Source organism: Pseudoxanthomonas jiangsuensis (assembly GCF_010093185.1).
Lineage (GTDB): Bacteria > Pseudomonadota > Gammaproteobacteria > Xanthomonadales > Xanthomonadaceae > Pseudoxanthomonas > Pseudoxanthomonas jiangsuensis.
The window spans coordinates 13,331-39,928 of the sequence record NZ_PDWL01000029.1; the positions used below are offsets into that span (position 1 = coordinate 13,331).

Annotated in this window: 26 protein-coding genes; 7 read left to right on the top strand and 19 right to left on the bottom strand. The window is 72.0% G+C overall.

The annotated features are described in order from the left end of the window. Positions 1–47 precede the first annotated feature (47 nt). Complete coding sequence (locus CSC62_RS15135; protein WP_170298377.1) at positions 48–416, bottom strand: hypothetical protein; 369 nt, start codon at positions 414–416, stop codon at positions 48–50. 359 nt (positions 417–775) lie between these two features. Between CSC62_RS15135 and CSC62_RS15140 the strand changes: the two genes are divergently transcribed. Next, positions 776–1,600, top strand: coding sequence for an outer membrane beta-barrel protein (locus CSC62_RS15140; RefSeq protein ID WP_162407519.1), 825 nt, complete (start codon positions 776–778; stop codon positions 1,598–1,600). 104 nt (positions 1,601–1,704) lie between these two features. On the opposite strand, the gene lpdA is transcribed toward CSC62_RS15140, so the two are convergent. Both lpdA and aceF read right to left on the bottom strand, forming a co-directional pair. Next, positions 1,705–3,831, bottom strand: a complete 2,127-nt coding sequence (gene lpdA / locus CSC62_RS15145) for a dihydrolipoyl dehydrogenase (RefSeq protein ID WP_162407520.1) — start codon at positions 3,829–3,831, stop codon at positions 1,705–1,707. 16 nt (positions 3,832–3,847) lie between these two features. Further along, positions 3,848–5,248, bottom strand: coding sequence for a dihydrolipoyllysine-residue acetyltransferase (aceF, locus tag CSC62_RS15150; RefSeq protein WP_162407521.1), 1,401 nt, complete (start codon positions 5,246–5,248; stop codon positions 3,848–3,850). Between the two features lie 443 nt (positions 5,249–5,691). Between aceF and CSC62_RS15155 the strand changes: the two genes are divergently transcribed. Continuing rightward, positions 5,692–6,321, top strand: a complete 630-nt coding sequence (locus tag CSC62_RS15155) for an OmpW/AlkL family protein (RefSeq protein ID WP_162407522.1) — start codon at positions 5,692–5,694, stop codon at positions 6,319–6,321. A 165-nt stretch (positions 6,322–6,486) separates the two neighbouring features. Here the strand turns inward: CSC62_RS15155 and CSC62_RS15160 are convergent, their stop codons facing one another. The 5 genes from CSC62_RS15160 to CSC62_RS15180 form a co-directional block, all read right to left on the bottom strand. After that, a complete protein-coding gene (locus CSC62_RS15160) occupies positions 6,487–7,251 on the bottom strand; it encodes a YiiX/YebB-like N1pC/P60 family cysteine hydrolase (protein WP_162407523.1) in 765 nt (254 codons plus the stop codon). A 73-nt stretch (positions 7,252–7,324) separates the two neighbouring features. Continuing rightward, positions 7,325–8,125 carry a MetQ/NlpA family ABC transporter substrate-binding protein gene (locus tag CSC62_RS15165; RefSeq protein WP_162407524.1) on the bottom strand — a complete coding sequence of 267 codons (801 nt, stop codon included), beginning with the start codon at positions 8,123–8,125 and terminating at the stop codon, positions 7,325–7,327. Between the two features lie 51 nt (positions 8,126–8,176). Then, a complete protein-coding gene (locus CSC62_RS15170; RefSeq protein ID WP_162407525.1) occupies positions 8,177–8,890 on the bottom strand; it encodes a methionine ABC transporter permease in 714 nt (237 codons plus the stop codon). Beyond that, positions 8,887–9,894: a methionine ABC transporter ATP-binding protein gene (locus CSC62_RS15175; RefSeq protein ID WP_162407526.1), complete on the bottom strand. Its 1,008-nt coding sequence runs from the start codon at positions 9,892–9,894 to the stop codon at positions 8,887–8,889. The genes CSC62_RS15170 and CSC62_RS15175 overlap by 4 nt, the downstream gene beginning before the upstream one ends. 117 nt (positions 9,895–10,011) lie before the next feature. Next, on the bottom strand, positions 10,012–10,869 hold the full coding sequence (locus CSC62_RS15180; RefSeq protein ID WP_162407541.1) for a DMT family transporter: 858 nt from the start codon (positions 10,867–10,869) through the stop codon (positions 10,012–10,014). Positions 10,870–11,005: 136 nt separating this feature from the next. On the opposite strand from CSC62_RS15180, the gene CSC62_RS15185 reads away from it, so the two are divergent. Continuing rightward, positions 11,006–11,488, top strand: coding sequence for a YajQ family cyclic di-GMP-binding protein (locus CSC62_RS15185; protein ID WP_162407527.1), 483 nt, complete (start codon positions 11,006–11,008; stop codon positions 11,486–11,488). A gap of 10 nt (positions 11,489–11,498) precedes the next feature. Beyond that, positions 11,499–12,089 (top strand): DUF1415 domain-containing protein, encoded by a 591-nt coding sequence (locus CSC62_RS15190; RefSeq protein ID WP_162407528.1) that lies wholly within the window; start codon positions 11,499–11,501, stop codon positions 12,087–12,089. A 24-nt stretch (positions 12,090–12,113) separates the two neighbouring features. On the opposite strand, the gene CSC62_RS15195 is transcribed toward CSC62_RS15190, so the two are convergent. The 6 genes from CSC62_RS15195 to CSC62_RS15220 form a co-directional block, all read right to left on the bottom strand. Beyond that, positions 12,114–14,015, bottom strand: coding sequence for a beta-L-arabinofuranosidase domain-containing protein (locus tag CSC62_RS15195; protein ID WP_162407529.1), 1,902 nt, complete (start codon positions 14,013–14,015; stop codon positions 12,114–12,116). A gap of 98 nt (positions 14,016–14,113) precedes the next feature. After that, positions 14,114–16,186 (bottom strand): TonB-dependent copper receptor, encoded by a 2,073-nt coding sequence (locus CSC62_RS15200; RefSeq protein ID WP_162407530.1) that lies wholly within the window; start codon positions 16,184–16,186, stop codon positions 14,114–14,116. 63 nt (positions 16,187–16,249) lie between these two features. After that, entirely contained in the window at positions 16,250–16,651 is a 402-nt protein-coding gene (locus CSC62_RS15205) for a DUF2946 family protein (protein WP_162407531.1), read from the bottom strand. Positions 16,652–16,842: 191 nt separating this feature from the next. Beyond that, positions 16,843–17,532 (bottom strand): HAD family hydrolase, encoded by a 690-nt coding sequence (locus CSC62_RS15210; RefSeq protein WP_281353324.1) that lies wholly within the window; start codon positions 17,530–17,532, stop codon positions 16,843–16,845. Further along, entirely contained in the window at positions 17,529–18,245 is a 717-nt protein-coding gene (locus CSC62_RS15215) for a pseudouridine synthase (protein ID WP_162407543.1), read from the bottom strand. The genes CSC62_RS15210 and CSC62_RS15215 overlap by 4 nt, the downstream gene beginning before the upstream one ends. Before the next feature lie 8 nt (positions 18,246–18,253). Then, positions 18,254–19,348: a class I SAM-dependent methyltransferase gene (locus tag CSC62_RS15220; RefSeq protein WP_162407532.1), complete on the bottom strand. Its 1,095-nt coding sequence runs from the start codon at positions 19,346–19,348 to the stop codon at positions 18,254–18,256. A 97-nt stretch (positions 19,349–19,445) separates the two neighbouring features. Here CSC62_RS15220 and CSC62_RS15225 point away from each other — a divergent pair, with 97 nt between their 5' ends. Then, positions 19,446–19,673 carry a DUF6522 family protein gene (locus CSC62_RS15225; protein WP_162407533.1) on the top strand — a complete coding sequence of 76 codons (228 nt, stop codon included), beginning with the start codon at positions 19,446–19,448 and terminating at the stop codon, positions 19,671–19,673. A 33-nt stretch (positions 19,674–19,706) separates the two neighbouring features. On the opposite strand, the gene CSC62_RS15230 is transcribed toward CSC62_RS15225, so the two are convergent. The 3 genes from CSC62_RS15230 to CSC62_RS15240 all read right to left on the bottom strand — a co-directional run bounded on the left by CSC62_RS15230 (position 19,707) and on the right by CSC62_RS15240 (position 22,631). Next, complete coding sequence (locus CSC62_RS15230) at positions 19,707–20,741, bottom strand: aldo/keto reductase (protein WP_162407534.1); 1,035 nt, start codon at positions 20,739–20,741, stop codon at positions 19,707–19,709. Between the two features lie 127 nt (positions 20,742–20,868). Continuing rightward, positions 20,869–22,161 (bottom strand): Xaa-Pro dipeptidase, encoded by a 1,293-nt coding sequence (locus CSC62_RS15235; protein ID WP_162407535.1) that lies wholly within the window; start codon positions 22,159–22,161, stop codon positions 20,869–20,871. An 86-nt stretch (positions 22,162–22,247) separates the two neighbouring features. Continuing rightward, on the bottom strand, positions 22,248–22,631 hold the full coding sequence (locus tag CSC62_RS15240; RefSeq protein WP_162407536.1) for a YbjQ family protein: 384 nt from the start codon (positions 22,629–22,631) through the stop codon (positions 22,248–22,250). A gap of 104 nt (positions 22,632–22,735) precedes the next feature. On the opposite strand from CSC62_RS15240, the gene CSC62_RS15245 reads away from it, so the two are divergent. Together CSC62_RS15245 and CSC62_RS15250 are read left to right on the top strand one after the other, a co-directional pair. Next, the gene (locus CSC62_RS15245) at positions 22,736–23,500 is read left to right on the top strand and encodes a HipA family kinase (RefSeq protein WP_162407544.1); all 765 of its coding nucleotides are present in this window, start codon (positions 22,736–22,738) and stop codon (positions 23,498–23,500) included. Continuing rightward, entirely contained in the window at positions 23,487–23,891 is a 405-nt protein-coding gene (locus CSC62_RS15250) for a DUF3037 domain-containing protein (RefSeq protein ID WP_162407537.1), read from the top strand. The genes CSC62_RS15245 and CSC62_RS15250 overlap by 14 nt, the downstream gene beginning before the upstream one ends. Positions 23,892–23,920: 29 nt before the next feature. Here the strand turns inward: CSC62_RS15250 and alr are convergent, their stop codons facing one another. Then, on the bottom strand, positions 23,921–25,006 hold the full coding sequence (gene alr, locus CSC62_RS15255) for an alanine racemase (RefSeq protein ID WP_162407538.1): 1,086 nt from the start codon (positions 25,004–25,006) through the stop codon (positions 23,921–23,923). Between the two features lie 113 nt (positions 25,007–25,119). Next, complete coding sequence (locus tag CSC62_RS15260; RefSeq protein ID WP_162407539.1) at positions 25,120–26,433, bottom strand: D-amino acid dehydrogenase; 1,314 nt, start codon at positions 26,431–26,433, stop codon at positions 25,120–25,122. Positions 26,434–26,598 lie beyond the last annotated feature (165 nt).

A 26,598-nucleotide genomic window follows, 5' to 3' on the forward strand; every position in this document is an offset into this window, starting at 1 on the left:
TGTTCTAACGACCTGAATGATTGTGTCCGCCCGCACGCAACGCCTGTTCAGCGTCCCAGCGCCAGGGCCAGCACCTGCGCCACCAGCACGGCCACGGCCGCCAGCAGCATCGGCAGCGGCGGCAGCCCGAAGGCCAGCACGCCCAGCGCCAGCGCCGCGACCAGGAGCAGCCACTTGGCCAGCACCCCGGCCAGCAGCCGCGCCACCGCCGGACCCGCGCCCCCGATACCGCCCCCGAGGGCGATCCGGGCCGAGAGCCAGCCGGCCAGCACCACCGCCAACCCGCCGAACAGCGCCGCCGCCGACCAGCGCCCATCCCGCCAGAGGCAGGCCAGCGCGACCAGCGCCGCCGCAGCCACCTGCCAGGCAATCGCGCGACCGGTCTGTCGCCGGCCTGCGGCAACGGAATTCAGCACGTGACGGTTACCTGCGGGAGGAAGCGAAGGCTGGTTGCAGGGAGATGCGCCCCCGCAGAGCCGCAAAATTATAGCAGCGGGACATTTTCGGGGACAACCGCCAGAGGTCGTCCCCGGCGGCCGGAACTTTCCCGGGACACCCCGGTCGCATCCCTGCCGGGACGGAGAACCTCGTCGGTCCAGTGCCGGCCCCCAAGGCCCCGGCCCCCACCGGGGCCTTTTTTCGCCCGCGGCCCGGCATCCGGCCCGATGGCGGCACGATCGGCGGCATTCACGTCGCGTCGGCGCCGGGCTCACGGACCGTGGATCGCCGGCTGGCGATAGTCCGGGCTCCTCCCCTGCGCCCGGTTGCGACGACGATGAAATCCCTGCCCACCCCGATCCTGCTCCTGCCTGCCGCCCTGCTGCTGGCCTTCGCCCACACCGCCCAGGCCCAGGAGGCCGACCGCTTCACCCTGCGCCTGGGCGCGATGAGCGCCGGCGCCGACACCACCCTGTCCGCTTCCACCGTCTACCAGGGCGATCCCTACCGCTTCTCGCAGAAGGTTGACTTCGGCGACGACGAGTGGGTGCCGCGGGTCGACGGCGTGTTCCGCTTCGGCGACCGCCACCGCCTGGTGTTCGACTACTTCAACTACGACAAGAAGCGGCGCGAGACCCTGGACCAGGACCTCTCCTACGACGACATCACCCTGCCGGCCGGCAGCTACGCCGAGGCGCGGCTGGACTTCCAGCTGGCCAGCCTGATGTACGACTACGCGGTGGTCGAGAACGACGGCTTCAGCCTGGGCCTGCAGGTCGGCGCGGAGTGGGCCAAGGCCAAGGCCAGCCTGGTCGCCGAGGCCGGCGACGAGCGCTGGGAGGACAGCGCCAGCGAGGATGGCTACGCACCGGTGGTCGGCGTGCGCATGACCGCGCGGCCGGGCGAGCGCTGGCTGCTCAACCTGCAGGCGCAGTACCTGGACGCGGACTGGGGCGACTTCGGCGACTACGACGGCAGCATCAGCCGCGCCAACGCGGTGGCCGAGTACCGTTTCACCGAGGGCTTCGGCGTGTTCGCCGGCTACGAGTGGTACCGGCTGGACGTCAAGCGCAGCGTCAGCGGCGACGACCTCCAGGACGGGATCGTCGGCTGGGACCAGCGCTTCAAGGGCCCGGTGGTGGGCGTGACCTTCGCGTTCTGAGAAGCGAGCGGACGCCGATCGGTCGCACGCGCGCCGAGTTTGCCCGCGGGAAAACAGGAACCCCGGCCTGCGCCGGGGTTCCTGTTGGAGCATCCGCCAATCCCTTACTTCTTCTTCGGGATGTAGAGGTCGGTGATCGTGCCCTCGTACACCTCGGCGGCCATCGCCACCGTCTCGCCCAGGGTCGGGTGCGGGTGGATGGTGTGGCCGATGTCGCCGGCCTCGGCGCCCATCTCGATCGCCAGCGCCAGCTCGGAGATCAGGTCGCCGGCGTGCACGCCGACGATGCCCGCGCCGATGATGCGGTGGCTGGCCTCGTCGAACACCAGCTTGGTGAAGCCCTCGGTGCGGCCGATGCCGATGGCGCGGCCGCTGGCCGCCCACGGGAACTTGCCGACGCCGACCTTCAGGCCCTTGGCCTTGGCTTCGGTCTCGGTCACGCCGACCCAGGCGACCTCCGGGCTGGTGTAGGCCACCGACGGGATCACCCGCGCCACCCACTCCTTCTTTTCGCCCGCCGCGACTTCTGCGGCCAGCTTGCCCTCGTGGGTGGCCTTGTGCGCCAGCATCGGGTTGCCGACGATGTCGCCGATGGCAAAGATGTGCGGCACGTTCGTGCGCATCTGCCGGTCGACCGGGATGAAGCCGCGGTCGCTGACCTGCACGCCGGCTTTCTCGGCGTCGATCTTCTTCCCGTTCGGCGCGCGGCCGACCGCCACCAGCACGCGGTCCCAGGTGCCCGATTCCAGCGCCGGCTTCTCGCCTTCGGTGGCCGACTCGAAGCTGACCGTGATGCCCTTCTTCTCGGCCTTCACGCCGGCGGCCTTGGTCTTCAGGTGGACCTCGATGCCCTGCTTCTTCAGCCGGTCGGCCAGCGGCTTGACCAGGTCCTTGTCGGCGCCCGGCATCAGCTGGTCCATGAACTCGACCACGGTGACCTTGGCGCCCAGGGCGCTGTAGACCGTGGCCATCTCCAGGCCGATGATGCCGCCGCCCACGACCAGCAGGGTCCTGGGCACCTCGGCCAGTTCCAGCGCGTCGGTGGAGTCCATGACGCGCGTGTCGTCCCACGGGAAGTTCGGCAGCTTCACCGCCTGCGAGCCGGCCGCGATGATGCACTGCTCGAAACGCAGCAACTGGGTCTTGCCGTCGTCGCCGGCGATCTCCAGCTCGTTGGGCGAGACGAACTTCGCCACGCCCTGCACGGTGCGCACCTTGCGCTGCTTGGCCATGCCGGCCAGGCCCTTGGTCAGCTGGCCGACGACCTTTTCCTTGTAGCCGCGCAGCTTGTCCAGGTGGATCTTCGGCGCGGCGAACTCGATGCCGCATTCCTCGGCATGCGCCGCTTCCTCGATCACCGCGGCCGAGTGCAGCAGGGCCTTGGACGGGATGCAGCCGACGTTGAGGCAGACGCCGCCGAGGCTGGCGTAGCGCTCGATCAGCACCGTGTCCAGGCCCAGGTCGGCGGCGCGGAACGCCGCGGTATAACCGCCGGGGCCGGAGCCGAGCACCACGATCCGGCACTCGATGTCGGCCGGCTTGCCGGTGCCCAGCGCGGGCCTGGGGGCAGGCGGCTCGGCCGGTGCGCGGTGCGAGGGCGCCACCGGCGGCTTGCCGGCCGGTGCGGCCGCGGCCGGCGCGCCGGCGCCTTCGAGCACCGCGACCACGTCGCCTTCGGACAGCTTGTCGCCGAGCTTGACCCGGATCTCCTTGACCACGCCGTCGGCCGACGAGGGGACTTCCATCGTCGCCTTGTCCGACTCCAGCGTGACCAGGCCCTGGTCCTTCTTCACCGTGTCGCCGACCTTGACCAGCACCTCGATCACCGGCACGCCGTCGTAGTCGCCGATGTCGGGGACCTTGACCTCGACCGGGCCGGAGGACGCGGCGGGCGCAGGCGCAGGCGCGGCAGCGACGGGGGCCGGCACGCTCGGCGCCGCAGGCGCGGCGGCAGGCGCGGGCTTGGCGGGCGCGGCCGGCGCCGCCGCGGCACCGGCCGCCTCCAGCACCACGACCACGCTGCCCTCGGACAGGCGGTCGCCGACCTTGGCCCGGATCTCGCGGACCACGCCCTCGGCCGAGGACGGCACTTCCAGCGTCGCCTTGTCCGACTCCAGGGTCACCAGGCCCTGGTCCTTCTTCACCGTGTCGCCGACCGCGACCAGCACTTCGATCACCGGCACGTCGGCGTAGTCGCCGATGTCCGGAACCTTCACCTCGATGTTCGCCATGTGTCTGCCTCCCTGCTTACAGCAGCACGCGGCGCATGTCCGCGAGGACCTGGGCCAGATAGGTGGTGAAGCGCGCGGCGGCGGCGCCGTCGATCACGCGGTGGTCGTAGCTCAGCGACAGCGGCAGGGTCAGGCGAGGCACGAATTGCTTGCCGTCCCACACCGGCTGGAACGTGGACTTGGACACGCCCAGGATCGCCACTTCCGGCGCGTTGATGATCGGGGTGAACGCGGTGCCGCCGATCCCGCCCAGCGAGCTGATCGAGAAGCAGCCGCCGCTCATGTCGGCCGGGCCGAGCTTGCCGTCGCGCGCCTTCTTGGCCAGCTCGCCCATCTCCTGGGCGACCTGCAGCACGCCCTTCTTGTCCACGTCGCGGATCACCGGCACGACCAGGCCGTTGGGCGTGTCGGCGGCGAAACCGATGTGGAAGTACTTCTTGAGGGTGAGGTTCTCGCCGCCCGCGTCGAGCGAGGCGTTGAAGTCCGGGAACTGCTTCAGCGCCGCGGCGCTGGCCTTGAGCAGGAAGGCGAGCATGGTCAGCTTGACCCCGGACTTGGCCTTCTCCTGCTCCTTGTTGAGCTGCACCCGCAGCTCTTCCAGGTCGGTGATGTCGGCCTGGTCGAACTGGGTGACGTGCGGGATCACCGCCCAGTTGCGGGCGAGGTTGGCGCCGGAGATCTTCTTGATCCGCGACAAGGGCTGGGTCTCGACCTCGCCGAACTTGGCGAAGTCCACCTTCGGCCACGGCAGCAGGCTCAGGCCCTGGCCGCCGCCGGACGGGGCGGCGGAGGCGGCCGGCGCGCCGCCGGCCAGCGCGGCCTTGACGAAGCGCTGCACGTCCTCGCGGGTGATCCGGCCGCCGCGCTCGCTGCCCTTGACCTGGCCCAGGTCCACGCCCAGCTCGCGGGCGAACAGGCGCACCGCCGGGGTGGCGTAGGGGACCTTGTCCGGCAGCACGCTGTCGGCGCCGAATTCCACCGGCGGGGTGCGCGGGGCCGCGGCGGCGGCCGGGGCCGGCTGGGCGTTCTCCTGGGCGATCTCGCGCTGGGCCAGCTTGTCGGGTTCGGCGGCCACGGCCACCGGCTCGACCCGGGCGCCGGTCTCGGCGGTCTTGACCGGGGTCGGAGCGGCGGCGGGCTTCGGCGCCTCGGCCTTGGCCGGAGCGGCGGCACCGTCGGCGGCCTCGATCAACGCCACGACGCTGCCCTCGGACAGGGTGTCGCCGAGCTTGACCTTCAGCTCCTTGACCACGCCGGCGAACGGGGACGGCACTTCCAGCGTGGCCTTGTCCGACTCCAGCGTGACCAGGCCCTGGTCCTTGGTCACGGTGTCGCCGACGGCGACCAGGATTTCGATGACGGGGACGTCGCTGTAATCCCCGATGTCGGGGACGCGCGCTTCCTTGATTTCGGCCATGCCAGGGCTCCGGCGGTTATTCGTGGGGAAAGGGCCCTATTGTGTCCGTCATCGCCCCCCCCCGCCAACCTCCATACGCCTTGGCGGACATGCGCGGCGTGGATGTCCCGCGACATGTTTCAGTGGTGACCATCGCCGGCGAGCAACATCCACCCTCCGCCGCGTCAGTACGCGTGCGAATGTTCGGGCACGCGCTCATTGCACTTCCAGCCCCGCCTCCACCCGCGCATCACCGGCATCGCGGACAGCCGCGTTCCTCACGCCCCGCTCAGCTGGATGAATCCGCGCGCCGCGGGAATTTCCCGCGGTTGCGGCCGTTTGCGCCGTTTCGCTGAACCGCGGCGGCCGCGCGCCGGACCGGGCAGGTTCCGGTTCATCCCCGCCCTCCTAGCTTCGGCCGCGCCCACTCCAAGGGCACTACAACAACGAAGAGGAGAATCCCCATGCGGTCCATTCGAATCCTGAGCCTCGCCCTGGTTCCCGCGCTGGCCATCGCCCCGGCCGCCTTCGCCCAGGACGGCAGCGGCGACACCGCCTCCGGCAAGCGTTTCGCCGTGGTCGGCGGCATCACCCACCTGGAGCCCAAGTCCGATCCTGCCCCCGGCCTGAAGGCCGACGGCGGCCCGGCCCCGACCGTGAGCGCCAGCTGGTACGCCACCGACAACTTCGCGGTGGAGCTGTGGGGCGCGGCCGACAAGTTCGACCACCGGATCAGCGCCGACGGCGTCGGCAAGCTGGGCACCGTGCAGCAGCAGCCGATCGCGCTCAGCGGCCAGTGGCACTTCGGCCAGGCCGACCAGGTGTTCCGCCCGTTCGTGGGCGTGGGCTACTACGAGTCCAACTTCAGCGGCGAGGACATCGGCGGCGACGGCCCGCACGTGGGCCTGGAGACCGCCAAGGGCGCGATCGGCACCCTCGGCCTGGACATGAACATCAACTCCACCTGGTTCGCCCGCACGGACGTGCGCTACATGCACTCGCGCCCGGAACTGCGGGTGGCCGGCAGCGGCACCGGCGAGGAACTGAAGCTGGATCCGTGGACGGTCGGCGTGGGCCTGGGCGCGCGGTTCTGACCGTAGGGCATCATGGTGCAACGAGCAACGGGCCCACACGGGCCCGTTGCGTTTCGCCCTCCTTGTAGGAGCCGGTCTTGCCGGCGACCGTGGAGGCGGACGCATCAATAGCAACCGGTTTCACGCAGACGCATCCGCCATGGCGGTCGCCGGCAAGACCGGCTCCTACAGGGGGCCCCGCTCCGCCTCCACGTCGCCCCACACCAGGGCGTGGAAATCGAACCCCGCCTCCAGCCGCGGCTTGACCACCTGGAAGAACGGCGAGACGTCGAAGTCGCGCGGGGTGTACAGGCTGTGGTGGCGGATGTGCAGGATCTCCTCGCGCGCGCGCCGGCCCGAGGCGGTGTCGGCGTCCAGCAGCTCGATCTCCGGCAGGATCGGGTAGCGGACCACGCCGAAGGCCTGGGCCAGCAGGGTCGAGCAGATCGCCCGGGTCGGCTCGCCGCTGCCCAGGGCCAGCATCCGCCGCTTGAGCGGGTCGGGCAGGGGTGGCTGCCGCACCAGGTAGCGGGCCAGGTCGAGGATGTTCTTCAGGTCGTAGCTGTGGCCCAGGCGCTCGAGCATGTGCCCGGCGACCGCGTCGATCTCCGCCGCGCTCAGCCCGACCGGGCGGCAGATCCGCAGGTGCAGACCGGCGAACTCCGACAGCGGTACCGTGCGCACGCCGACATCCACATCGACGTCGACGAACCGCGGCTCGCCGCCTTCTTCCCGTGCGCCCAGGCACAGCGCCGCATGCGACCAGGTCGACTGGGTCAGGTACTTGATCGCGCTGGAGAAGCGGCTGGTGCCTTCGACCAGCAGCACGTCGCCGCGGCGCAGGGTCGCGGCCACCAGTTCCATCCGGCTGGTCGGTCCGCCACGGCCGTACTCCGGTCGCGGCTGCGCCAGGAACCGCGCCAGCCGCCTGCCCACCATCCCCAACGCCATCGCGCCCCTCCGCGCCCAGCCCCGCTACAGGCTAACCGATGCGCCGCAGGCTCCGCTAGCTGCAGGCGCCGGCTCAGAACGCCGGCAGCACCGCGCCCTGGTACTTGGATTCGATGAAGGCCTTCACTTCCGGACCGGTCAGCGCGCGCGCCAGCTTCTGCACCCGCGGGTCGTCCTTGTTGTCCGGACGGGCGACCAGGAAGTTCACGTAGGGCGAATCGCTGGATTCGATCACCAGCGCGTCGCGGGTCGGGTTGAGGCCGGCGTCGAGCGCGTAGTTGGTGTTGATCAGGGCCAGGTCGACCTGGTCCAGCACCCGCGGCAGCATCGCCGAATCCAGCTCGCGCAGGCGCAGGCCCCTGGGGTTGGCGACGATGTCGCGCTGGGTGGCCAGGTCGTTGCTCGGGTCGGCCAGGGTGATCAGGCCGGCCTTGTGCAGCAGGATCAGCGCCCGCGAGTTGTTGCTCGGGTCGTTGGGAATGGCGACGTCGGCGCCCTGCGGCACCTCGTCCAGCGACTTGAAACGGCGCGAGTAGGCGCCGAACGGCTCGATGTGCACCCCGGCCACGGTCACCAGGGCGGTGCCGCGGCCGGCGTTGTAGGCGGTCAGGTAGGGCTCGGTCTGGAAGTAGTTGACGTCGATGTGCTTCTGCGCGACCTGGTCGTTGGGCTGCACGTAGTCGTTGAACACGCGCACCTGCAGCTTGACCCCTTCCTTCTCCAGGATCGGCTTGACTACCTCCAGGATCTCCGCGTGCGGCACCGCGGTGGCGGCCACGCTGAGGGTGTCGCCGGCGGGCGCGGCGGAGTCGCCGCCGCAGCCGGAGAGCGCGGCGGCCAGGGAAAGCATGAGCGGCAGGAAGGTCTTGCGCATGGGGAGGCCTGGGGGGAAAGGGAGTGGAGGGAATGAAGGGAGGTGGGCCGGCTAGCGCCGGCTGTAGCGCGCCACCAGGCGGTCGCCGAGCAGCTGCACCAGCTGCACCAGCACCAGCAGCAGGACCACGGTGACCAGGGCCACGTCGGTGTGCGAGCGCTGGTAGCCGTCGCGGAAGGCCAGGTCGCCCAGGCCGCCGGAACCGATCGCGCCGCCCATCGCGGTGAAGCCGACCAGGGCGATCGTGGTCACCGTGGCGCCGGCGACCAGGCCCGGCCGCGCCTCCGGCAGCAGCACCCGCCAGACCAGCTGCCAGGTGCTCGCGCCCATCGCCAGGGTCGCCTCGATCACCCCGCGGTCGACTTCGCGCAGGGCCGTCTCCACCAGCCGCGCGTAGAACGGCGCCGCGCCGACCACCAGCGGCAGGATCGCGCCGCGCACGCCCAGCGAGGTGCCCATCACCGCCAGGGTCAGCGGGATCATCGCGATCATCAGGATGATGAAGGGCACCGAGCGCAGGATGTTCACCAGGAACGCCAGCACCGCGTACGGCCCGCGCCGCGCGTGCAGCTGGCGAGGCCCCCACAGGAACAGCAGCACGCCCAGCGGCAGCCCGGCCAACAGGGTCAGCGGCAGGGCGCCGGCGAGCATGGCCAGGGTATCGAGCGTGGCCTGGCCGATCTCGGCCCACTTGCCCGCGTCGAGGTTGCGGAAGAAGCCGGCGGCGGCGGCGAGCACGGCGGTGCCAAGGAACGCGGCGCTCATGGACGCAGCACCTCCACGGTGACCCCGGCATCGGCGAAGGCCTGCTGCGCCGCATCGGCGTCGCCGCCGGCCAGGGCCACCAGCAACTGGCCGTAGGGCGTGTCGCGGATGCGGTCGATCCGTCCGGACAGGATGTTGTAGTCGACTCCGGTGCGGCGGGCGACGTCGCCCAGCAGGGGCGCGTAGGTGTCGGCGCCGAGGAAGGTCAGGCGCAGGATCCGCCCGGCCACCGCCTGGAAATCGGCGTGCAGGCCGCCCTCGTCCACGTGCTCGGCCTCGGACACGAAGCGGCGCGTGGTCGGATGCTGCGGATGCAGGAACACCTCGGTCACCGGCCCGCTCTCGACCAGCGCGCCGGCGTCGAGCACCGCGACCCGGTCGCAGACCCGGCGGATCACGTCCATCTCGTGGGTGATCAGGACGATGGTCAGGCCCAGCTCGCGGTTGATCCGCGCCAGCAGCTCCAGCACCGAGGCGGTGGTCTGCGGGTCCAGAGCGCTGGTGGCCTCGTCGCAGAGCAGGATCCGCGGTCCGGTCGCCAGCGCCCGGGCGATGCCGACCCGCTGCTTCTGCCCGCCCGACAGCTGCGCCGGGTACGTGTCCGCGTGCTCGGCCAGGCCGACCCTTCGCAGCAGCGCGGCGACCTTCTCCGCGACCTGCACGCGCGGCGTGCCGGCCAGCTCCAGCGGGAAGGCCACGTTGCCGGCCACCGTGCGCGAGGACAGCAGGTTGAAGTGCTGGAAGATCATCCCGATCCGCCGGCGCAGGGCGCGCAGCCCCTCCCCGTCCAGCGCGGCCACGTCCTGCCCGTCCACCACCAGGCGCCCGCCGCCGGGCGTCTCCAGGCGGTTGATCATCCGGATCAGGGTCGACTTGCCGGCGCCGGAGTGCCCGATGATGCCGAACACCTCGCCCTGCCGGATCTCCAGGTCGAGCGGCTGCAGCGCGGCGACCTGGCGGCTGCCGACGGTGTAGGACTTGTGGACCTGCTGGAACTGGATCAACGCCGGGGAGCCTTGCCGCGGGGCGGCAAGCCTAGCAGTTGGCGGCGCCAGGGGGCGTTTGCGGAGGTTCCAGCGATATTCCGCATCGTCATGACACCCCGGGTGACACGCCGCCGGTCACGAATGGTCGATCGGCGGCGCCCGTTCCGCGCCGACCGTGCGCTCGCGCCGCAGCAGGTACAGCCCGCTGGCCATGATGATCGCCGCCCCGACCCAGGTCACCGCATCCGGCCAGGTCCGCCACAGCAGCCAGTCCCAGCCGATCACCCAGACCAGCCCGGTGTATTCCAGCGGCGCCACCAGCGACGCCTCCCCGCGCATGAACGCCGCCGTCAGCGCGATCTGCCCCAGCGCCCCGGCCAGGCCCATGCCCAGGATCAGCCCCGCATGCTCCAGCCGCAGCGGCACCCAGCCCGGGATCGCCGCCAGGCCCGCGCCCACCGCCATGATCGCCAGGAACCACACCACCATCGACTGCGGCGTGTCCGTGCGCGTGAGCAGGCTCACCGTCACCGCCGCGATCGCATAGGCCGTGGCCGCCAGCAGCACCATCAGCCCCGGCAGGGAGACGATCCCGCCCATGCCCGGCCGCAGCACCACGATCACCCCGGCCAGGCCGATGGCGATGGCGGTCCAGCGCCGCGGTCCCACCCGCTCGCCCAGCAGGGGCACCGACAGCGCCGCCACCAGCAAGGGCGCCACGAAGTAGATCGTGTACGCGGTCGACAGCGGCATCCGCTTCAGCGCGAACACGAAGCAACCGATCATCGCCATCCCCAGCAGCCCGCGCAGCAGGTGCAGGCCCCAGCGCACCGGCACGATCGAGCGCGGCCCGGCGGTGGCCAGCACCCACACCAGCACGAACGGCAGCGAGGCCGCGCCGCGCAGCAGGGTCACCTGCAAAGGCGGGTAGTGGACCGAGAGCAGCTTCATGCCCGCGTCCATCAGCGAGAAGCAGGCCACCGCCGCGAGCATCCAGGCGGCCGCGGCCAGCGGGGAACGGCCCGGCGCGGGTGTCGGCGAGAGAGGCGAAGGGGACATGCGCCCATTATCGCCGCGACGGGCGGGCGGCGTCCTAGAATGGGCGCCGTTTCCCGCAGGAGCCTCCGCCATGCCCTCCTTCGACGTCGTTTCCGAAGTCGACAACCACGAGCTGACCAACGCCGTCGACCAGGCCAGCCGCGAGCTCACCACCCGCTTCGACTTCAAGGGCGTGGACGCGAAGTTCGCGCTGGAGGACAACGTGATCAACCAGTCCGCGCCCAGCGACTTCCAGCTCAAGCAGATGACCGACATCCTCAAGCAGCGGCTGACCGCGCGCGGGATCGACATCCGCTGCCTGGAGTTCGGCGAGGTCGAGACCAACCTCGCCGGCGCCCGGCAGAAGGTCACGGTCAAGCAGGGGATCGAGCGCGAGACGGCGAAGAAGATCCAGGCCGCGCTCAAGGACGCCAAGCTCAAGGTCGACAGCCAGATCAACGGCGACAAGCTGCGGGTCAACGGCAAGAAGCGCGACGACCTGCAGGAGGCCATCGCCCTGCTGCGCAAGGCCGACTTCGCCATCCCGCTGCAGTTCGAGAACTTCCGCGACTGAGCCGGCCACGATGAGCAGCGACCTGCACGACGACGCTTTCGCCGCCGGCCCCGGCGAGGAGGAGGTCCTGGCCGCCACCCGGCTGTGGCTGGAGAAGGCCGTGATCGGCCTGAACCTGTGCCCGTTCGCCAAGGCGGTGTACGTCAAGGACCAGGTGCGCTTCGTCTTCAGCGACGCCACCACCCCGGAGCAGCTGATCGAGCAGCTCGGCGAGGAACTGCTGCACCTGCGCGACACCCCGGCCGAACGGACCGACACCACCCTGCTGGTGCACCCGTACGTGCTGGCCGACTTCCTCGACTACAACGACTTCCTCGACCAGGCCGACGCCCTGGTCGAGGCGCTGGAGCTGGACGGCGAGCTGCAGGTGGCCAGCTTCCATCCCGACTACCAGTTCGCCGACTCGGGCCCGGACGACATCGAGAACTACAGCAACCGCGCGCCCTTCCCCACCCTGCATCTGCTGCGCGAGGACAGCGTCGACCGTGCGGTGGAGGTGTATCCGGACCCGGATGCGATCGTCGAGCGCAACTACGCCACCCTGCGGGCGCTGGGGCACGAGGGCTGGCGCCGGCTGTTCGCCGCCGACGGCTCCGCGTAGTCGCGGGGCCTCCGCCCCGCGGCCTCACAGCCGGTTGTAGAGGCGGTAGGACTCCTCGCCGATGGCGAAGAACGGCTTGAGCCGGATCGGCCCGTCGGCAGCGGCCACGCGCCACTCCTGCGCGCCGCTGCGGACCGCGCCCAGCCACTCCGCGCGGCCGGCCTGGCGGTCCCCGGCCTCGACCGGGAACAGCGCCAGCGGGCCGGTCATCAGCGCGGCCACGTCCGGATGGTGGGCGTGGATCGGCTCCAGGCGCAGGCCCATGTCGAAGTCGATCTCGACCACGTCGCCCGCGCGCCAGCGCCGGGACAGGCGCAGGAAGCGCCCGGGCGCCGGCGCGGCCGCGACCACCTGGCCGTTCACCCGGACCCGGGTGCCGGGACCGGCCCAGGCCGGGATGCGCAGGTGCAGGTCCATCTTCCCCGGCGCGGCGTCGAAGCGGATCCGGCTGCCGCCGGCCAGCGGATAGCCGGTCTCCTGGACCAGCGCCACCTCGCCGTCGCCGAGCGGCGCGCGCAGGCTGGAGGGCACGTACAGGTTGACGTGGAGCGAACGCGCGCCGAGCAGGTAGCTGCTGATGCCGTAGTCGGCCACCAGCTGGATGAAGGTTCCCGAGCAGCACGGCCACTGCTCGCCGCGGAAGCTCTTGGCGGCGTGGTCGCTGTAGTCGGAGTAGTAGAACGTGTCGCCGTCGGCGGTGGTCGGCCGGGCGCCGAGGATGGTGTTGTAGAGCACCCGCTCCATGCTGTCGCCGTAAACGCTGTCGCCGGTGATGGCCAGCAGCGAGCGGGCGATCTTGAAGTGGCCGTGGGCGCCGCACGGGGTCTCGAACGAGCGGCGGGTGGCGGTCAGCGAATCGAGCAGGCCCTGGCTGTCGTCGGGGCCGAGCAGTTCCTCGTTCGGCCCCCAGCCGCCGGTGGCGTAGGACTGGCCCAGCACGAAGTCGAAACCGTTGCGCGCCGCCCGCAGGTACTTGTCCTCGCCGGTGGCGCGGTAGGCCTCGATCGCCGAGCTGAACGCGTTGACGTGGCTGTAGGCATGCCTGCCGGCCAGCGGACTGATGCCGGCGGCGAGCGGATCGAACAGCGCCTGGTCCTGCAGGAAGCGCCGGGCCAGGGCGTGGTAGCGCGCGCCGAAGCCCAGGTTCCAGGCCCGGAACAGGTTCTCGGGCAGCACGTAGGGCTCGTCCCAGATCTGCGCCTCGCGCTGGTACGGACGCGCCCGGCGTTCCTCGCGGGTCAGCGCCTTCTCCGGCAGGAACGGCAGGACCGCGTCGGTCAGCCGGTCCAGCGCCGGCCGCGCCGCCTCGACCCCGGCGAACTGGAACGCATCGAGCAGGCCTTCGAGCAGCTTGTTCCAGGTGTAGGCCGGCAGGTTGTAGTCCTCGAAGAACCGCGGGCCGATGGTCGGCGCATACAGCTCCACCAGCCGCTCCACCCTTTGCCGGGTGGCGGGGTCGCCCTCGGCTGCATGGATCCGCGCCAGTCCCGACAGGTACTGGCCGAACGAGTGACCGGGGATGTAGCCGTGCCAGTTGGCGGTGCTCCAGTCGGCCGGGTCGATGTGGAACTCGTCCGAATCGTCGTACCAGCCGCCCATGTCCTCGCCGGGCGCCGGCAGCCCGGCGCGCGAGCGGAACGGCTTGAGCAGCCGGTCCTCGTCGAGCGCCATGAACAGCCGGTGCTGGTGCCGCAGCTGCTCCCGCATCGGTCCCGGCCCCAGCCGCACCTGGCCGTGGCCGGGCGAGTGCAGCCTCACCGCCACGGGTGCGGCCGGCGACGAAAGCGTGGCCGCGTGCGCCAGCGCCGGCGGCAATGCGCACAGGCAGGCGCACCCGCCGACGCCGGCAAGGAACCCGCGCCGCGACAGGCCGCCAGCGGCGATCGTGGCGGCGCGTGCGTTTCCAGTTTCCGGTTCGCGGGGCAAGGGATCGGCTCCGATGCGCGGTCATGGCCACGGGCCCCGGATCATTGCATCCGGGACCCGGGGAATATCAGGGCGGCGCGATCGGCATACCTGCCCGCTCAGATACCGACGCCCAGCTTCAGCCAGGCCGTGCGTCCGGGCTCGTTGATCCGCACCGGATCGGCGGGCCAGCCGAAGTCGGCGCTGCCGGCCAGGTTCAGGTGCTCGCTGTAGGTGCGGTCGAACACGTTGTCGATGCCCGCGGTCAGCTGCAAGGCGTCGCTGAAGCGGTAGCCGCCGTTGAGCGCCAGCGTGGCGAAGCCGGCGCTCGGCCCGAGGTCGCGGCCGACCACGTTGCCCTGGTCGACGGCGATGCGGTCCTGCGCGGCCACCGCACGCAGCAGGCCACCGAAGCTCCAGCGGCCGTTGTCGTAGCCGGCGCTCAGGCGCGCCTCCAGCGGCGGCATCTGCGGCAGGGCTTGGCCCGTGGCGCGGTTCTCGCCCCAGGCCCAGGCGACGGTGGCGCCGAGCTTCCACGCATCGCCGGCGGCCAGTTCCACGCCCGCCTCGGCACCGTGCGTGCGCGCGTCGACGTTGGCGACGGAGGACATCGACCCCATCATCCCGCCGGCCATGTAGGAGAACAGGATGTAGTCGTCGATGCGGCCGGCGTACGCCGAGAGCCAGGCGTGGGTACGCGCGTCGCGGTACTGCAGCCCGGCATCGAGCTGGGTGGTCTTCTCCGGCGCGATGCCGGCGAAGGCGTTGGCCGCGCCCATCGGCCCCATGTCGGCGGAGAAAAGTTCCCAGTAATCGGGCATGCGCTCGGTGCGGCCGATGCCGGCGTACCAGGCCAGGCCCGACGAGAGATCCTGCTCGAAGCGCAGGAAGCCGGCCGGCAGCGTCTCCTCGCGGGTGGCGCCGGCGGTGGAATTGGGCATGCCCATCATCCCGGCCGTGGCGCGCGCGTCGGTGGCCTCGGCGCGGTCGACCCGCGCGCCGGCGATCCAGCGCGCGGCCGGCGCGAAGCGCCAGGTGGCCTCGGCGAACGCACCGTGGCTGCGCATCCGCGCATCGGTCTCCCACGGCTGTGCACGCCAGGTACCGCGCCCCATCGCGCTGCGCTGGCGGTGGCGGCTTTCCAGGCCGTCGATGCCGGCCACCAGTTCCCACTGCGCCCACTTCCAGCCCAGTGCGGCGCGGCCGCCGCGGGTGCGGCGCTCGACGTCGGCGGCCATCGCCATCGGCATCGCGCTGTCCGGATTGGGGTCGCGCAGGGTGTAGTTGTCCATCACGTGGTCGGCCAGGTTCTGGAACACGCTGGCGTCGATCCGGTCCAGCGCGCCCGGCAGGTCCGTCCTCTCGAAGCGCAGGGCGTTGCTCTCGCGCTTGAACTGCGAGCCGTCCATGCCGCGCCCGGCATAGCGGGCCTCTCCGTCGCCGATGCCCACGCCCAGCTCGAGCACGGTGTGCTCGTCCGGGGTCCAGCCCAGGGCCAGGTCGGTGTTCCACTTCTCCCAGGACGAAGGCACGCGCCGTCCATCGCCGTCCTCGTAGTCGTCCGACCCGGAACGGTTGGCCGACAGCCGCGCATAGCCCGACCGCGCGCCGGCGACGGCATCGAACACCTGGTCGTTGCGGCCGGCAGAGCCGGCCAGCAGGCTGCCCTGCGCGCGCACGCCGGCCTCTTCGAAGCGCGGGGTATCGCGCTCGAAGCGCACCGTGCCGGCCGAGGCGCCCGGACCCCACAGCACGGTCTGCGGCCCCTTCACCACCACCAGCCGGTCGTAGGTCTCCGGGGCCACGTAGGACAGCGGATTGTCCATCCGCGCCGGGCAGGCGCCGGGCATCGAGCCGTCATTGGAAAGCAGGTTGAGGCGCGAGCCGAACATGCCGCGCAGCACCGGGTCGCCGTTGGTGCCGCCGTTGCGCAGCGCGGTGAAGCCGGGGATGGTCTTGAGGTAGTCGGCGCCGTCGCTGGCCGGCACCGGCTGCCGCGGCAGGCGCGGGTCGGTCTCCCAGGTCAGCGGCGAGACCGGCGCGTCGGCGGTGACGACCAGGGTGTCGAGGGTGGTGGCATCGGCCGCCGCATCGGTGGCGGCCAGGACGGTGCAGGGGAACGCGGCGGACGCCAGCAGGCAGGCCACGGACAGGCGCGACGCGCGCGGCGCCGCACGGAAACGGATCGACATGGGAACTCCAAAGCACACGGGCGCGGCACGACGGCCGCGCGGATCAGGGGAAGGCGGTGTGGTTCAGAGCGGGAGCGGCGGGCCGCGGCTGCCGAGGCCGCGCAGGTTGGCCGCCACGCGCAGGCGCGGCGACGCAGGCGGGCACGGGCGCAGATCGCAGCGCCAGTGCGGCAGGGCCAGGGCCAAGGCCAGCAGCAGCAACGGCAGCGAGGCCGCCAGCGGGCAGTAGTCGCAATACTCGCCATTGCCCGGCATCGGCGCGGGCGCCGGCGTGCCGGACAGCGTGCGGCTCTCGCTGGGCAGCAGTTGCAGGCCCATGGTGGTGCACAGTTCCGACCAGCCGGCCAGCACCTGGGTGCTGCCGGCCGCCAGCATCCGGCTGGCCGACGGCGCCAGCGCCAGCAGCAGCACGGCCAGCAGGGCCAGCCGGGTCATCGGACGGTGGAGATGGCGGGAACGGAGCACGCGGCGATTGTAGGCGCCGCCGCCGGGCCATGGACCGCGCCGGACCGGGGCAGATTGTCCAAGGGGGTGCGCGCCCTGCTGCCTCCCCCTGTAGGAGCCGGTCTTGCCGGCGACCGTGGAGGCGGACGCATCCATGGCACCCAGTTTCGCGCAGACGCATCCGCCATGGCGGTCGCCGGCAAGACCGGCTCCTACAAGGCCAGCCTGGCTTCCAGCAGCCGCTGCGCCTGCTCCAGCGAGGCGACGATGCGATGGCCCAGGGCCTGGGTTTCCGCATCCGGCTCGAGCAGGTCCGGCACCTGCACCGGGGTCATGCCCGCGGCCAGCGCCGCGCGCACGCCGGTCGGCGAATCCTCCAGCACCAGGCAGCGGGCCGGGTCCACGCCCAGGGTCGAGGCCGCCAGCAGGTACACGTCCGGCGCCGGCTTGGGCCGCGGCACGTCGCTGCTGGTGCAGACCGCGTCGAAGTACGGCAGCAGGCCGGCGGCGCGCAGCTTGCGCATCGCCAGCGGGCGCCGGGTCGAGGTCGCCACCGCGCGTGGGATGCCGCGGGCGACCAGCAGTTCCAGCAGCTCGACGATCCCGGGGCGGTGGTCGATGCCGGCGTCGGCGACCGCGTCGTACAGCGCCTCGGAGTGCGCCAGCAGGGCGTCGGCCGCCGCCTCGCCGATCTGCCCGGCCACCAGCCGCCGGCACAGGCCATCGCCGCCGCCGATCATCTGCAGCCACAGCGTGTCCGGCAGCGCGTGGCCCAGTTCGCGCGCGGCCTGGGCCATGCAGGCGTTGATCGCGCGCTCGCTGTCGAGCATCAGCCCGTCCATGTCGAAGATCACCGCATCGGGCAGGAACGGCAGGGCGAGGGCGGGGTCGAGGGAAGTCACGCGGTCTCGGTCTCCATGACGAACAGGCGGTCCAGGTCGGCGGCGTCGAGCGCGCGCCAGCGGCCTTCGGGAAGATCGTCCAGCGCCAGCCCGCCGACCTGCGGCCGGTGCAGCGCTTCGACGTGGTTGCCGGTGGCGGCGAACATCCGCCGCACCTGGTGGTAGCGGCCCTCGTGCAGGACCAGGCGCGCGCGGCGCGGGCCGAGCGCCTCGAACCCGGCCGGCAGCAAAGGCGTGGTCTCCGATTCCAGCATCAGGGTGCCGCTGGCGAACAGGGCCGCCTCGTCGCCGCGCAGGTCCTGGGCCAGGGTCGCCTCGTAGACCTTGGCCAGCTTCGATTTCGGGGAAACGATCCGGTGCAGCAGGCCGCCGTCGTCGGTCAGCAGGAGCAGCCCGGTGGTGTCGCGATCCAGGCGGCCGACGGTGGACAGCACCGGGTCGCGCAGGCGGAAACGCGGCGGCAGCAGGTCGTAGACGATCCGGCCCTTGTCCTTGGTCGAGCAGGTGTAGCCGGCCGGCTTGTGCAGCATCAGCACCAGGCCCGCGGGCGGGTCCAGCGGCTCGCCGTCCACCCGCACGTTGTCGTGCTCGAGCGGATCGTCGGCGTACAGCACCTCGCCGGCGGCGTCGGTGACCCGGCCCTCGCGGAACATCCAGGCCACTTCCTTGCGGCTGCCGTAGCCCAGGTTGGCCAGGTGCTTGACCAGCTTCATCGACTTGCTCATCGCCCGCCCTCCTTCACTGCGGCCTTCACCGCTTCGATCGCCTTGAAACCGCCGCCTTCGGCCAGCACCCGCACCGTGGCGAACGCGCGCCCCAGGGTCGCCTCGTACGGCAGGTGGCGGTTGGCGACCACGAACAGCCGCCCGCTTGGGCGCAAGGCCTGCGCGGCGACCTCGATGAAGCGCTGGCCCAGTTCCGGGCGGTCGCCGCGGTCGTGGGCGTGGAACGGCGGGTTGCTGACGATGAAGTCGTAGCCGCCGTGCGCCAGGCCGGCGGTGACGTCGTGCCAGTGGAAACCGAGCGCGACCCGGCCGGCATGCGCGGCCAGGTTGCCGTGCGCCAGTTCCAGTGCGCGCGCCTCGGCCTCGTACAGGTCCAGCGCGTGCACCCCGGGCGCGCGGCGCAGGACCTCGTCGGCCAGGTAGCCCCAGCAGGCGCCGAGGTCGGCGCCGCGTCCGCACAGGTCGGCCGGCAGCTGCGCCGCCAGCAGGGCCGAAGCCGGGTCGATCCGGTCCCAGGCGAACACGCCCGGGCGGCTGCGGTAGCGGCCGTCGAGGATCGGCCGCGGCGCGTCGGCCTGGCTCCAGCGCGCGGCCAGCGCGGCGTCGTGGGCGCCGTGCAGCGGTGGGGTCCAGAACACCCGGCAGTGGAACTTGGCCAGGGTCCCATCCAGGCCGGCCAACTGTTGCAGGTCCTTCTCGCGCGATTTCGCGCCCTCGTCGTTGGCCACCGCGGCGACCACCCGCGCGCCGGGCGCGGCCAGCGCGACCGCGCGCGCCAGCAGGGCCTGCGCCTCGTCGCGCTGGCGCGGCGGCAGGACCAGAATCAGGGCGGCGTCGCCGTCGCCTTCGAGCTGCGGATGCGCCTCGAGGCCGGCCAGGCGCAGGCCGTCGGCCAGCGGCTTAAAACCCTGTTCGCAGCGCAACGCCGCCAGCGGGTACTGGCGCAGGGGCCAGCCGTCGCGGCCGCGCAGGAACAGGATGCCGCCCTGGGCCGGCCATGCCAGCGCGCCGCTGTCGAACGGCAGCAGCAGGGCCTTGAGGGGATCGTCGTGGAGGGTCAAGCGGATCGGCAACCGGGAGCGGACCGGCATTATCCGCCATCGCCGCTGGCCGGGACCCGAACGCCGTGACCTGGATCAAGGCAGCCGGGCGCCCGGCGCGCGATCCTGCCGGCATGGGAGGCCCGCCATGAACCGAGCTGCATCTGCGCTGGAAATCGACGGCGCCCGCGTGGCCGAGCGGATCGGCCTGGAGGTGGCCGCGTTCCGGCAGCTGATGGACGACGGCAAGATCGCGGTGCTGTGCGAGCGCGGCACCGGCGAGGACGCCGGCACCTGGCGCGCGACCTTCTACTACGGCCGGCAACGGGCGCGGTTCCTGATCGATGCGCGCGGACGCGCCACCGATGCGCCCTGAACGCATGCCGCCCGGGCGAACCGTGCGGGAGGCTTAAACCGGCGTCGGGTTGCGGTACTTGAACCCGGCCTGGTGCCAGTACGGATACGGCTTGGGCACCGCGCTGGCGGCGTCCAGCCTGGCCACCTGTTCGGCGCTCAGGTTCCAGCCGACCGCGCCCAGGTTCTGCTTCAGCTGTTCCTCGTTGCGCGCGCCGACGATCACGCTAGACACGGTCGGCCTCTGCAGCAGCCAGTTCAGCGCCACCTGCGGCACGCTCCTGCCGGTCTGCGCGGCGACCTCGTCCAGCGCGTCGACCACCCGGTACAGGTATTCCTCCTCCACCTGCGGGCCGGAATCGAGCGCCGCCTGCGACTTCAGCCGGCTGCTCTCCGGCAGGGGCTGGCCGCGGCGCAGCTTGCCGGTCAGCCGGCCCCAGCCCAACGGGCTCCACACCACCGCGCCCACCCCCTGGTCTTCGGCCAGCGGCATCAGCTCCCACTCGTAGTCGCGGCCGATGAGCGAGTAGTAGGCCTGGTGGGCGACATAGCGGCTCCAGCCGTGACGGTCGGCGGCGGCCAGCGACTTCATCAGGTGCCAGCCGGAGAAATTGGACACGCCCAGGTAGCGGATCTTTCCGGCCTTGACCAGGGTGTCGAGGGTGGAGAGCACCTCCTCCACCGGCGGCCGCGCATCGAAGCCGTGCAGCTGGAACAGGTCGATGTAGTCGGTGCCCAGGCGCCGCAGGGCGGCGTCGACCGCGTTGATCAGGTGGTGGCGCGAGGAACCGACCTGGTTCTCGCCCTCGCCGAAGCGGAAGGTGGCCTTGGTCGAGAGGATCAGCGAGTCGCGCGGGCGGCCCTTGATCGCCTCGCCGAGGATCTCCTCGGCCGCACCCTTGGAGTAGACGTCGGCGCTGTCGAACATGTTCAGGCCGGCGTCCAGGCAGATGTCGACCAGGCGCCGGGCCTGGGCCACGTCGGTGCTGCCCCAGGCGCTGAACAGCGCGCCCTGGCCGCCGAAGGTGCCGGTGCCGAAGCTGAGCACGGGGACGCGGAAGCCAGATCGGCCGAGATAGCGGTATTCCATCGGGATGCCTCGGGGGAAGGAACGGGCCGCCATTCCACCCCGATGCGCCGGCCGGCTCAAGCCCGCCGGCGGAACGCCGGGTTGCGCCACGGATCGCGCAGGACCCGCGGCGCTCCGGCAGCCGCGCTCACTCGCGGTAGACGCGCCCGCCCTTCATCACGAAGCGCACCTGTTCCAGCACCGACACGTCCTGCAGAGGATCGCCGTCCACCGCGATCAGGTCGGCGGCCAGGCCGGGCTTGAGCGCGCCGGTTTCCCCTTCGATCCCGAACAGCGCGGCGGTGTTGAGCGTGGCCGCCTGGATCGCCTGCAAAGGGGTCATGCCGAAGCGGACCATGCGCGCGAACTGGCGCGCGTTCTGCCCGTGCGGATACACCCCGGCGTCGGTGCCGAAGGCCATCCGCACCCCGGCCTGGTGGGCGCGGCGGAAGCTCTCGCGCTGGATCCCGCCGGTGCGCCTTTCCTTCTCCAGCGACTCGGGCAGGATCCCGGCCTTCTCGCCCTCGCCGAGGATGTACTCGGTGTTGTAGATGTCCATCACCAGCATCGCGCCGTTCTTCTTCGCCAGGGCGATGCCGGCGTCGTCGATGAAGCTGGCATGCTCGATCGAATCGACCCCGGCCTTGAGCGCGTTGAGGATGCCACCGGCGCCGTGCGCGTGCGAGGCGACCTTGCGGCCGTGGCTGTGGGCCTCGTCGACCAGTGCCTGCAGTTCCTCCAGGGTGTACTGCGGCGCGCCGACCTGGGTGCCCTTGGACAGCACCCCGCCGGTGGAGCAGGTCTTGATCACGTCGGCGCCGAACTTGACGTTCTGCCGCACCTGGCGCCGCACTTCCCAGGGGCCGTCGGCCACGCCCTCGCCCACCGCCTTCTCCTCGTACGGCAGCAGGTTGTTGTCCGAGCAGTGGCCGCCGGTGATGCCCACCGGGATGCCGGCGGCGACGACCCGCGGGCCGTCGACCAGGCCCTCGGCGATGGCGTCGCGCAGGGCCACGTCGGCGTAGCCGGACGAGCCGAGGTTGCGCACGGTGGTGAAGCCGGCCAACAGGGTGGCGCGGGCGTTGCGCGCGCCGTACAGGGTGGCCAGCGGCAAAGATTCGCCCAGCTCGTTGTAGCCGTGCTTGTCGGCATCGCCGATCAGGTGCACGTGCGCGTCCATCAGCCCCGGCAGCACGGTGCGCCCGGACAGGTCGTGGACCGTGGCCCCCGGCGGCGGCGGCAGGGCGGCGGCCGGCTCGATCCGGGCGATGCGCCCGTCCTCGACCAGGATCGCGCGGTCCGGCAAAAGCCGGCCCGACTCCACGTCCAGCAGTTGCCCGGCGCGGACGTAGACGGTTTCGGCCGCCGCCGCCAGCGGCAGGGCCAGCAGCAGGGACAGCGACAGGGCGGCGCGGCGCGGCCGGGAAAGGCGCAATGGCATGGAACGGCTCCGGGGTGCGTGGCCGCCGACTCTAGCAACCGGCCGCGGGCTGCGCCTATTCCGGGCGAAGCGGACCGGCGCGCGGCTCAGGAATGCTGCGGCTCGACCACCACCGCCGTGCCGTAGCACAGCACCTCGGTCAGGCCGGACATCAGCTCGGTGGCGTCGTAGCGCACCGCGATCACCGCGTTGGCGCCCAGCTGGCGCGCGTGCAGCACCATGTCGCGGTAGGTCTCACTGCGCGCCTGCTCGCACAGCTCGGTGTAGATGGTGATGTTGCCGCCGAACAGCGTCTGCAGCCCGCCCAGGAAGTTGCCGACCACCGAGCGCGAGCGCACGGTGATCCCGCGCACCAGCCCGAGGCTGCGCACCACCCGGTAACCTGCCAGCTCCGGCGCGGTGGTGACCATGCTGTCGTCCAGCCGCGGCGAGGTCGCCATGGCGGGTGCGGAATTGTACGGATCGGCCATTGCCCCGTTCTCCCCAGGATCGTCGCGCACGCAGGCCGCGCGCCCCGCGCCAAGGTAGCACCGCCACCGGCGGGCGGCGCGGACGCTATCCTTGGCCCATGCCGCTGCGCCGCCTGTCCGCCACCCGCTACGTCACCCCGCTGCGCGAGGGCGGCTCCATGCCAGCCGTGGTCGAGGCCGATGACCAGGGCCTGTACGTGCTCAAGTTCCGCGGCGCCGGGCAGGGACCGAAGGCGCTGGTGGCCGAGGCGATCTGCGGCGCGCTGGCGCACGCGCTCGAACTGCCGGTGCCCGAGATCGTGCTGGTGGACCTGGACGCCGACCTGGCCCGCACCGAGGGCGACCCGGAGATCCAGGCGCTGATCCGCGCCAGCGCCGGCCTCAACCTGGGCATGGACTACCTGCCCGGCGCGCTGAACTTCGACCCGGTGGCCGAGCAGCCCGATCCGGAACTGGCCTCGCGGATCGTCTGGTTCGACGCCTTCACCAGCAACGTCGACCGCACCGCCCGCAATCCGAACATGCTGGTCTGGCACGACCGCCTGTACCTGATCGACCACGGCGCGGCGCTGTACTTCCACCACGGCTGGGACGGCGACCTCGCCCAGGCCGCGCGGCCCTTCGCCCTGATCCGCGACCACGTGCTGCTGCGCTGGGCCACGCGGCTGGCGGAGGTGGACGCGGCGATGGCGCGAAGGCTGGCCGGCGCGATCGACGAGGCGGTCGCGCAGGTGCCCGACGACTGGCTGCAGGGCCCGGACGCGTTCGCCGGCCCGGACACGCAGCGCCAGGCCTATGCCGGCTACCTGCATGCGCGCCTGGCCGGACGCGCGGGTTTCGTCCAGGAGGCGATCCGTGCGCACGGCTGACACCTACGACTACGCGGTGATCCGCGTGGTGCCGCGCGTGGAGCGCGAGGAGTTCGTCAACGTCGGCATCATCCTCTCGTGCGAGCGCGCCGGCTTCCTGCAGGCGCGGATCGAACTGGACGAGGCGCGCGTGCGCGCGCTGGACCCGACCGTCGACCTGGCGATGGTGCGCCGGCACCTGGCCGCGATCCCGGCGATCTGCCGTGGCGGCGAGGCCGCCGCGCCGATCGGGCTGCTGCCGCCGCGCGCGCGCTTCCACTGGCTCACCGCCCGGCGCAGCGCGGTCATCCAGACCTCGTCCACGCACATGGGCCGCTGCGGCGACCTGGAGGCCACGCTCGAGCACCTGATGGAGACGATGGTGCGGCCGCCGCGCCCGCGCGCCGGCTGAGGCCGCCCGCGACGCCGTCCGCGCCCCGCTCAGTCCACGTGCCGCAGGGACACCCGCTTGACCGCGCACAGCAGGCGGTAGGCGCTGGTCTGGCTGCGCGCGACCACCTCCGCCGCCGGCACCTGCCGGCCCCACAGCTCCACCGCGCTGCCGACGCCGGCCTGCGGATGCTCGCTGAGGTCCACCGTGAGCATGTCCATCGAGACCCGGCCGACCAGGCGGCCCGGGCGGCCGTCGATCGCCACCGGGGTGCCGTTGACCGCGTACTGCGGATAGCCGTCGGCATAGCCCATGGCGACCACGCCCACCCGGGTCGGCCGTTCGGTGACGAAGCGCGCGCCGTAGCCCACGGGCTCGCCGGCCGGCAGTTCGCGCACCGCGATCACCTTCGATTCCAGGGTCATCACCGGGCGCAGGGCGGCCGCCGCCGGATGCGCCTGCGCGAACGGGGAGACGCCGTACAGCATCAGCCCCGGACGCGCCCACTCGGCCCGCGCCTGCGGCCAGCCCAGCAGGGCCGGCGAGTTGCACAGGCTGCTTTCGCCCGGCAGGCCGGCGGTGGCGGCGGCGAAATTCGCCAGCTGTTCGCCGGTACGGGCGCAGTCCGGTTCGTCGGCGCGGGCGAAGTGGCTCATCTTCACGATCGCGCCGACGTGCGGCAGCGCTCGCAGGCGCTGCCAGGCGTCGCGGTAGTCGGCGGCATCGATCCCGACCCGGTGCATGCCCGAGTCCAGCTTCAGCCACACGTCCACCGGTCGCGGCAAAGGGGTGCGCTCCAGCGCCTCGACCTGCCAGGGCGCGTGGACCACGGTCCACAGCCCGTGCTCGACGATCAAAGCCAGTTCGCCGGCCTCGAAGAAGCCTTCCAGCAACAGGATCGGCGCGCGGATGCCGGCCTCGCGCAGGGCCAGCGCCTCCTCGATGCAGGCCACCGCGAAACCGTCGGCCTCGGCCTCCAGCGCGGCCGCGCAGCGCACCGCGCCGTGGCCGTAGGCATCGGCCTTGACCACCGCCAGGGCGCGGCCGCCGCCCCCGTGTCCGCCGCAAAGCGCGCGCGCCAGCCGGTAGTTGTGGCGCAGGGCATCGAGGTCGATCAGGGCACGGGCGGGGCGCATTCGGGACGGATTGGGGATCTGTGGAAACGCTGGCGGGACGCGGTCAGGCGCGGGATCCCGGCATGCGCCGGGGCGACGGGTCGGGGCCGGCGGCGCGCGGGCGCGCCGGCGGATCAGCGCGCCATTGTCGCCGGACTGGCCTCGATCGGCTCGGCCGCGGCGATCCGGCCGCCGCCGTAGCGCGAGATGTCCAGGCCTTCGCGGCCGATCCCGGTCGGCCGGCAGGCGATCACGTCGGCCAGGTAGCGGCCCGAGCCGCAAGCCATGGTCCAGCCCAGGGTGCCGTGGCCGGTGTTGAGGAACAGGTTGCGCAGGGCGGTGGCGCCGACCACCGGGGTGCCGTCCGGGGTGGCCGGACGCAGGCCGGTCCAGAACTCGGCGCGGGCCAGGTCGCCGCCCTGCGGATACAGGTCGTTGACCACCAGTTCAAGGGTCGCGCGGCGGCGCGGGTCCAGGCCCAGGTCGTAACCGGACACCTCGGCCATGCCGCCGACCCGGATCCTCCGGTCGAAGCGGGTGATGGCGATCTTGTAGCTCTCGTCCAGGATCGTGGACGCCGGCGCCATCGCCGGATCGACGATCGGCAGGGTCAGCGAATAGCCCTTGAGCGGATACACCGGCAGGTCGATCCCCAGCGGCCGCAGCAGCTTCGGCGACCAGCTGCCCAACGCCAGCACGTAGCGGTCGGCGCGCTCGACGCGGCCGTCGATGCGCACCCCGGTCACCCGCTCGCCGTCGGCCTCGATCGCCTCGATCGTGGCGCCGTAGCGGAATTCCACGCCCTGCGCCCGCGCCATCTGCGCCAGGCGCGCGGTGAACAGCTGGCAGTCGCCGGTCTGGTCGCCGGGCAGGCGCAGGGCGCCGACCAACTTGTCGGCGGTGGCCGCCAGCGCCGGCTCGACCCGGGCGATGCCTTCGCGGTCCAGCAGTTCGTAGGGCACGCCGGCCTCGCGCAGCACCGCGATGTCGCGCGCGGCGGCATCGAGCTGGGCGGCGGTGCGGAACAGCTGGGTGGTGCCGAGCTGGCGGCCCTCGTAGGCCAGGCCAGTCTCGGCGCGCAGCTCGTCCAGGCAGTCGCGGCTGTATTCGGCCAGGCGGACCATGCGCTCCTTGTTCACCGCGTAGCGCGCCGCGGTGCAGTTGCGCAGCATCCGCGCCAACCACAGGTACTGCTGCGGGTCGGCGGTGGGCCGGATCGCCAGCGGCGCGTGCTTCTGGAACAGCCACTTCAGCGCCTTCAGCGGCACTCCGGGCGCGGCCCAGGGCGAGGCGTAGCCGGGCGAGATCTGGCCGGCGTTGGCGTAGCTGGTGGACAGCGCCGGGCCCGGCTCGCGGTCGGCCACGGTCACCTCGAAGCCGGCGCGCGCCAGGTACCAGGCGCTGGTCACGCCGATCACCCCGCTGCCCAACACCAGAACCCGCTGCATCGCACGCCTCCCGGCAGGCGCATCCACTGGCCCGATTGCCAGTTCCCGCGCAATGGGCGCAGTGTATCCAGCGTTATCTGGTTGTTTTTTCCTATTTTCTGGCGTGAACTGGTGGAAACCCCCGTTCAACGCCAAGCCGACGGAGATTTCCATGGCCACCCGCCC